At 44.8% G+C, this 6,828-nt stretch carries 5 protein-coding genes; 2 read left to right on the top strand and 3 right to left on the bottom strand.

The annotated features are described in order from the left end of the window. Nucleotides 1–675 precede the first annotated feature (675 nt). Nucleotides 676–2,601, bottom strand: a complete 1,926-nt coding sequence (locus HDC33_RS01150; protein ID WP_179390705.1) for a cation:proton antiporter — start codon at nt 2,599–2,601, stop codon at nt 676–678. Between the two features lie 108 nt (nt 2,602–2,709). Here HDC33_RS01150 and HDC33_RS01145 point away from each other — a divergent pair, with 108 nt between their 5' ends. After that, nucleotides 2,710–3,801 (top strand): PseG/SpsG family protein, encoded by a 1,092-nt coding sequence (locus HDC33_RS01145; RefSeq protein WP_179390704.1) that lies wholly within the window; start codon nt 2,710–2,712, stop codon nt 3,799–3,801. A gap of 24 nt (nt 3,802–3,825) precedes the next feature. Beyond that, nucleotides 3,826–4,011: an SE1832 family protein gene (locus HDC33_RS01140; protein WP_179390703.1), complete on the top strand. Its 186-nt coding sequence runs from the start codon at nt 3,826–3,828 to the stop codon at nt 4,009–4,011. A gap of 205 nt (nt 4,012–4,216) precedes the next feature. Here HDC33_RS01140 and HDC33_RS01135 read toward each other — a convergent pair whose 3' ends face one another. Both HDC33_RS01135 and HDC33_RS01130 read right to left on the bottom strand, forming a co-directional pair. Next, nucleotides 4,217–5,677: a phospholipase D family protein gene (locus HDC33_RS01135; protein WP_179390702.1), complete on the bottom strand. Its 1,461-nt coding sequence runs from the start codon at nt 5,675–5,677 to the stop codon at nt 4,217–4,219. Between the two features lie 96 nt (nt 5,678–5,773). After that, the gene (locus HDC33_RS01130) at nt 5,774–6,319 is read right to left on the bottom strand and encodes an RNA polymerase sigma factor (RefSeq protein ID WP_179390701.1); all 546 of its coding nucleotides are present in this window, start codon (nt 6,317–6,319) and stop codon (nt 5,774–5,776) included. Nucleotides 6,320–6,828: the final 509 nt, after the last annotated feature.

Below are 6,828 nucleotides of genomic sequence, written 5' to 3'. Positions count from 1 at the left end.
TCGTCAGTCTTATGGCTTCGGCTACCCCTGTGTGGCGCCTGCGCTGGTTTTTCTGTTCAACTGATAGAGTAAGTTCTTATAAACACTGATTAATAATAACCATACTTTTAAAGATTGTTAGGGTATATATAAATTCCATTCACTACGCTTCGGCGCTCGGGGATGCCTTTCGCCATAAGCCGGATAACTTCGTCGTCAGTCTTATGGCTTCGGCTACCCCTGTGTGGCGCCTGCGCTGGTTTTTCTGTTCAACTGATAGAGTAAGTTCTTATAAACACTGATTAATAAAATTCATACTTTTGAAGATTGTTAAGTTATATATAAATTCCATTCAATACGCTTCGGCGCTTGGGATGTCTTGTGCCTGTGCTAGGATTACACAGGTTAAAAAAGCGGGGGATAGGATTGAGTAAGAGGCAGAAAGTTCTTTTGAGTGGTTCAGTTATAATGAATTTACTTTTAATTATTATAGTCATTATCGGATAGCTGAAAATGAATCTAGTTCATGAGGAGTTATTTTATTCGGAAGTGATGTGGAAACTCATTGAACTTCTTCGGAATCACACCATAGAAAACTAATAAAACCGCCTCCATACTGAGAATTCTCCTCTGTATGGGGGCGATTTCACTGAACAGTTTAGTATTCCTTATCGAGAACTTTCCACTCATTTCCGTTTAATTCGCAGAAAGTGGCGCGTCTCCTGGAATAACCGGTTTCTCCGTCTTTTCATCTCGCATGAATAGATCTTCCACTTCTTCATAAGGGATAGCGGCTTCGCCGTTCTCTTCGTCCAGACGCTCTTTCACCCGTTCAATTGTTTTCACAGGTGACGCAAGGGCGATAATTGCATCTCCCGCAGATGCCTGCAATTCATTTTCCGGTGTAAAGAATTCTATCGTCCCGTCCGCACGTAGGATGTAAAGCAGGATTGATTTATCATCCCGTTCACGCAAATATTGTGTGTAGCTATATTGTTTTGTAATCAATGTTTTACGGACGCCATGCCCTGCGTTCATCCGCTCTTCCAAGTCATAGATGGAAACCGCGGGCGAAAACAGTGACTGTCCACCAGTTATCGTGAATCCGTCTACTTCTTTACCAACTTGGAATTTCGTCTGATACAAGTTATCGCTTCCGAGGTCCGGCGCGAAGTCTGAACAAATATGTGCATTGTACGTATCTGTCTTCGTCATTGCAAGGATGTACCGGTACGGCGTCAAGTCAAGATGATATTCAATCTGTTCCGAAAGGATATCGCCAACATAACTGTTAAGCCCAAGCTTTCGGCCACGCGACAATCCTGCCCATGATTTATCGATAAGCAGCACATCATTGCCGGTTTCCTTCACCGATTGAGCAAGCTCCGACGAAAATCGGGAGCCGCCAACTATAAGCACGCCTGATTCGTCCGTCGTCGTGAGATTCAATCTTTTCGCCAGGAAGCCAATTGAAAATCCATGCAGAACGACTGTGGCAAAGACAAGTGCGAACGTCAGCGCGGTCAATAACTCGGCGTCCTTATACCCGTTATCCAGTAGTATCGTTGCAAAATACCCGGATACAGTGAGAGCGACAATTCCCCGCGGCGCAATCCATCCGATCAGAATCTTCTCACGGACGTTCAACTCGGTATTGATTGTCGAAAGCCAAATCGATATCGGCCTGACAATAAACAACATTGCCAACACATACATGATAATATTCGGGTTGAATATTTCAATGAGAACACGTGGATTAAGCGATGCTGTCAACATGACAAAAATACCCGAAATTAGCAGGACAGAAATATTTTCCTTGAAGTGCCGGATATCATGCATCGACGTCAAACGCATATTCGCCATCGTCATCCCCATTGCGGTTACTGTAAGTAATCCGGTTCCGTGCATGATTTCATCCGCGAAGACAAACGTAAACAGCACGACCGTAAACAGCACAGGCGCTTTTAAAAATTCCGGAATGCCACCGCGCTCGAATGCTGCTCCGATAACCCGTGCCGCCCCCCATCCTAGCAAAACCGCAAAGACAGATGCCGCAAAGAATAGAAGCAACGCATTCAGCGTCACTTGGCTATTCAAAAACTTGATGAGCTCAAAGGCGAATACCGCAAGCAACGCACCGAACGGATCAACGACAATTGCCTCCCACTTCAAAATAGCAGCGGGGCGCGGTTTCAGCTTCGACTGCCTCAAAAGTGGCAAGATGACAGTCGGACCCGTGACGATGAACAACCCGCCGATAATGAAGGCAACCGCCCAAGAAAGCCCCGCTAAATAATGTGCTGCAAGCGATCCCGCAATCCAGGCGATGAATGCCCCAACTGTTACAATCCGGGCTACCGGCTTACTAAAGCCTTTTATTTCTTTAAAATCAAGATTCAAACTGCCTTCAAACAAAATAATCGCTACTGCGAACGTAATGATAGGACCGAACAGATCGCCCATCGTTTCCTCAGGATTGATAAACCCGAATATGGGACCGACAAGCAATCCTGCAACCGACATGATGACAATCGCCGGCATCCGGAATTTCCAGGCCACCCATTGCGATAAAATCCCAATTAAAACGACAAGCATCAGGTCGAATAATAGCGAATCGAACAATGGAATCACTCCGTTTCCAAATTGAAATAATGCTAGTTTACCATACCCCTGGATTCTATCCACTAAATAAAGACATATCTTAATAGTTCTTTACATAAGGTGATAGGGATGAATTTGACAATTGAGCATGAAAGGGTGATTCCAATAAACGGACAACGAAAACAAACAGTCGCTATCCACATTTCCCGCTCGGACGGAAAAGGGACATACCCCGCACGCAGAGCGGCGATGATTGCAAATGACCTGGCGGATGAAACAAATATCGTATTCATTTGCGGGGCAGATTCCCCACCTGCGCCTAAAGGATTCAAATCGGTATCGGCCGCTTCTACTACATTGTTTCTACAGGCGCTAGCAACCATCAAACCCGATCTTCTTCTACGCGACAGCGGTTCAACGATATCTGAAGAAGTTGAAAAGATTGCCGAGCTCGTTCCGGCCATCCTCCATTTCGATGATTTCGGCGATGGCGGCAAATGCGCCGACCTTGTATTTCAAACATTGTATGCCGAAACGAATGATACAGTTCCGGACCATTACGTGCTTGGACGGGAGAGCTTCATTGCTGATGAACGGATGGACGCTTATAAAAACATCGGTCTCCGCAAAGGACAGATCGGCCCTATCCCCCATCTCGTAATTTCATTCGGTGAAGAGGATGAGGGAAACTTGACGTACCGGGCATTGCGGCACATCATGCAACTTCAGATCCCCTTGAAAGTGACCGCCCTCATCGGTGAACGGTATTCCCACGATACGAGTACCCTTCAAATGATGGCTCTCGGAAGACGTAACACCGCCATAGTAGAGCAACCATACAATACCGCGGAAGTTTATGCATCCGCAGATATCATTTTATGCGCATCGGGCTATATGCCGTATGAGGTTGCAGTGATGGGAATCCCGTGTGTCGTCCTTGCGCAAAACGACTTTGAACTGGGACTCGCCTTTCCGAAAGAACAGCACGGCTTCATTCATCTTGGCCTCGGTCGTAAAGTGAAGCAGTCCAGTCTTCTTAACGCCATCATGGAACCACTTCTGCACGAGCCGCTCCGTAAAAAAGCGATTGCACGGCAAACCGCACTTGGCATCGGCGATGGAAAAGACGCCGTATGCGAAGCGATACGCTATTATCTGGAGTATCCGAAGCGCAATACTAGCGGCGAAGCAGGAAAAGAAACAACCGATATGCTACACTGAGGAAAAAGCCGAGGTGTTTTCCTTATGAATAAACGTCAAGTGGAATCAGCAATCGCTGAACTTAAAATGGATTATATCAATCTGCAAGGCGATATCGAGAAGCTCGAATCGACCGGCAACAATAGCTTCGTCAAGAAAGCCGAAATTCGTCTCGCTAAGTTGGAAGACGATCTAGCCGAACTGAATCAGCAGCTTGCAGAATTCGAATGACAAAAAAGGCTATCCAGTGCATAGGATAGCCTTTTTCATTTGAAAGATTTCACATGCGACCATAACTATTTGCTAACCGACCGTATTAGAGTGTCGACCGACCGTATTCGTCCCGTGACCGACCATAAATACTCTATAACCAATCATATATATTCAACGACCGACCATATCCGCCCTCCAACCGACCATAAAAATCTCCTCCGCCTCAATAACTCGTCAATTTAAGCAGTTTCTGCAAACTGTAGATACCGCGTTGGAAGAAAGTGAAATTATTTTGATACTCCTCTACGTCTAGCGTATACAATGCATCTTCATTATTCCAAAGCCTACTAAAGTAGGCATCTATCTCATTGGCAAGCTCACTGTCATTTGACGCTATGACACGCAGATTTCCTTCCAAGTTATAATCATCCAGCGTGCGCTCTGTTAAATTGGCAGAGCCGTTTGCAATATATGTTTCATCGGCCGTCTGGACGACGACAAGCTTCGTGTGATATTGTCCAATGACTGTATTGTACCAGCGGACATCAATTTTCCCATTCGAATCCTCCAGCATTTCCTGTACAACCGGCCTATTTGGCAGCCCCGTCTTTTCAGTACCGAACGCGTTTTCATTCGGATCTAAAATCATCGACACATCGACACCGCGGTTTGCCGCATCGATAAGTGCATTCACAACATCACGTTTTGCGATATAAAACATTCCAAGGCGAATGGTGTCTCCTTTTTGCGCTTTGGCAATATCATCGAGAAGAGCATCAAGAATCTTTTTCTCCGTCAAATATTGAACAGCATATTGCCCGCCATCCTGTTCCGGTTCTTCAACACGTGGCAATGAGCCGCCATTTGTATACTTAACGACCGCCTCTTCAGCTTCCAAAATGTCGTTCAGTACCATTCCTTTCACTTTCAATGCAACGTTACCGTGGAAACCGCTGGCGTTGTGCGGATTTCCCGATGATACCAGCGCTTCTTTATCCGTCACGACGGTCTTGCGATGATTCGCTTTGACATTCAGCAAGGTGATATAAGAGGCAAGTGTCATCTTCGGCGCTTTACTCGACATCACATTCGCAATCCATCCCGTCTTCTCGAAATCCATCCACTGGAATAGTGTTCTGTAGAGTCCCGAATAAATCGGCGTTGAGTCGCGCAATGGTTCCAAATCCGTGTAGATAACCTCTATACCGGCATCTTCCATCTTCTTGAACCATGTCGTTTCGTAAGATCCGTATCCTGTATTCAGTGGATCCGTAATGAAAATGATTGGCATATCTGGATTTTCTTTTTTCTTCTTCAGTAGTTTCCTTGTCATCGTCTGAACGATTTCAGGGAATTCGATGTCTTCATCGTAGTATTCATCAAACAGGAAATAGTCGAGCACAATAAATTGTTCGGCCCGGTCAATCATTGCGTACACTTCATCAAAAATCGCAAGTTCATGTACCATCCCATCCCCGTCTTTATTTTGTGCATAAGTCAAATCGGTCAACATTTCAACTTCGTCCGTCCAGTGCAAATCGCCTTCATAGGGAATACCTTCGGGAAGCGGTTTATATGTATTCCAAACTATCACACCTATATAAAAAAGAACGAACAGCGACAGCCCGGCGACAATGAGCCGCTTCCTTCTGCCCCATCCCTTCTTCCAGTCTTTCTTTTTCATGATTCCATCCTCGCTTCAAGTTTATCTATTTATATAACTAGATTCCCTTTTTCACTTATCGGCAAACAAAAAGCACAGCCTTCAAGGGCTGCGCTCTTAAGCGGTAACGTAATCCTGTACCGTTCTATCTTCAATCATTAATTCTTTCAAGTATTTCTTTGCACGGAACAATCTGGATTTCACAGTTCCAATCGATACCTTCATCACTTCTGCAATTTCAATCAAAGAATATTGATAGACATAGAAATACTCAATCGTTTTTCTATAAATGACATCCAGTTCACCAACTTTTTGTTGAACGATTGATTGGATATCGTTTTGCTCCAATAGTTCCGCCGGTGTCAAATTGTCACTTGGAACCAAATCAAGAATCGGCACATCGAGTGTTTCGGGCTGGTTCATAACGTGCTTGCTTCTTCTGACGTCTTTCCGGTATCGATCGCGGAACGTGTTCATACAAATTGTTGTGAGCCACGCTTTCATATGGTCCACGGTATCCATTCGGTTGCTGTAACGGACAACTTTCACCCAAACGTCTTGCATGAGATCTTCCGCTTCTTCTTTATTTCGTGTCAATTTAAGACATAAATGATATATGTATCGGCCGTATTCTTCGTACAAGCCATTTAGATTTTTGTTCATAGGATAACTCCCCCGTCTTCTATCTGTTGTTCCTATTATCTGCAATAAACACCTTTCAAACCATCGGATTCTCTTTCAGCATACTTACAAAGATGTAAGCTAGAGATTAAAATAAGGGATTGCCCAATATATACGCTCCGGCGCTTGGGGATGCCTTCGCTGGTTAGTCTGTTTAAGAATGCGTATTTCATTTTCGGAGATTTAATCTACAACCTATAATGCGTCTACTTCGAATTAAGGTAGTATCGAATTTCACTCATTCACAAACCCAATATATACATCCCAAATTCACAACCCTCTTGATAATGAACACCTTAGCGCAGGCGCGGCAAAGGGGTAGCCGAGGTCCTAAGACTGGTTGTGAAGCGCTTAACCAGGCTTAGGACGAGAGGCAGCCCCAGAGCGCCAAAGCGAATTAGCAGGAGTGCTTTATTTCAATCTATCTACTTCACTACAATTTAGGTTCAAACACCGGCTAGTGTACATAAACCGAGCGAATGCGATTAGCA

It is taken from the genome of Sporosarcina sp. JAI121 (genome assembly GCF_013408665.1).
GTDB lineage: Bacteria > Bacillota > Bacilli > Bacillales_A > Planococcaceae > Sporosarcina.
The sequence above is the reverse complement of the archived record's forward strand: the minus strand, read 5'-3'. Positions and strand labels throughout refer to the sequence as shown.

Bases quoted from the DNA above. Each gene is read 5' to 3' on its own strand.
- HDC33_RS01145 (WP_179390704.1), top strand. From the start codon at position 2,710: ATGAATTTGACAATTGAGCATGAAAGGGTGATTCCAATAAACGGACAA.
- HDC33_RS01140 (WP_179390703.1), top strand. From the start codon at position 3,826: ATGAATAAACGTCAAGTGGAATCAGCAATCGCTGAACTTAAAATGGAT.
- HDC33_RS01135 (WP_179390702.1), bottom strand. From the start codon at position 5,677: ATGAAAAAGAAAGACTGGAAGAAGGGATGGGGCAGAAGGAAGCGGCTC.
- HDC33_RS01130 (WP_179390701.1), bottom strand. From the start codon at position 6,319: ATGAACAAAAATCTAAATGGCTTGTACGAAGAATACGGCCGATACATA.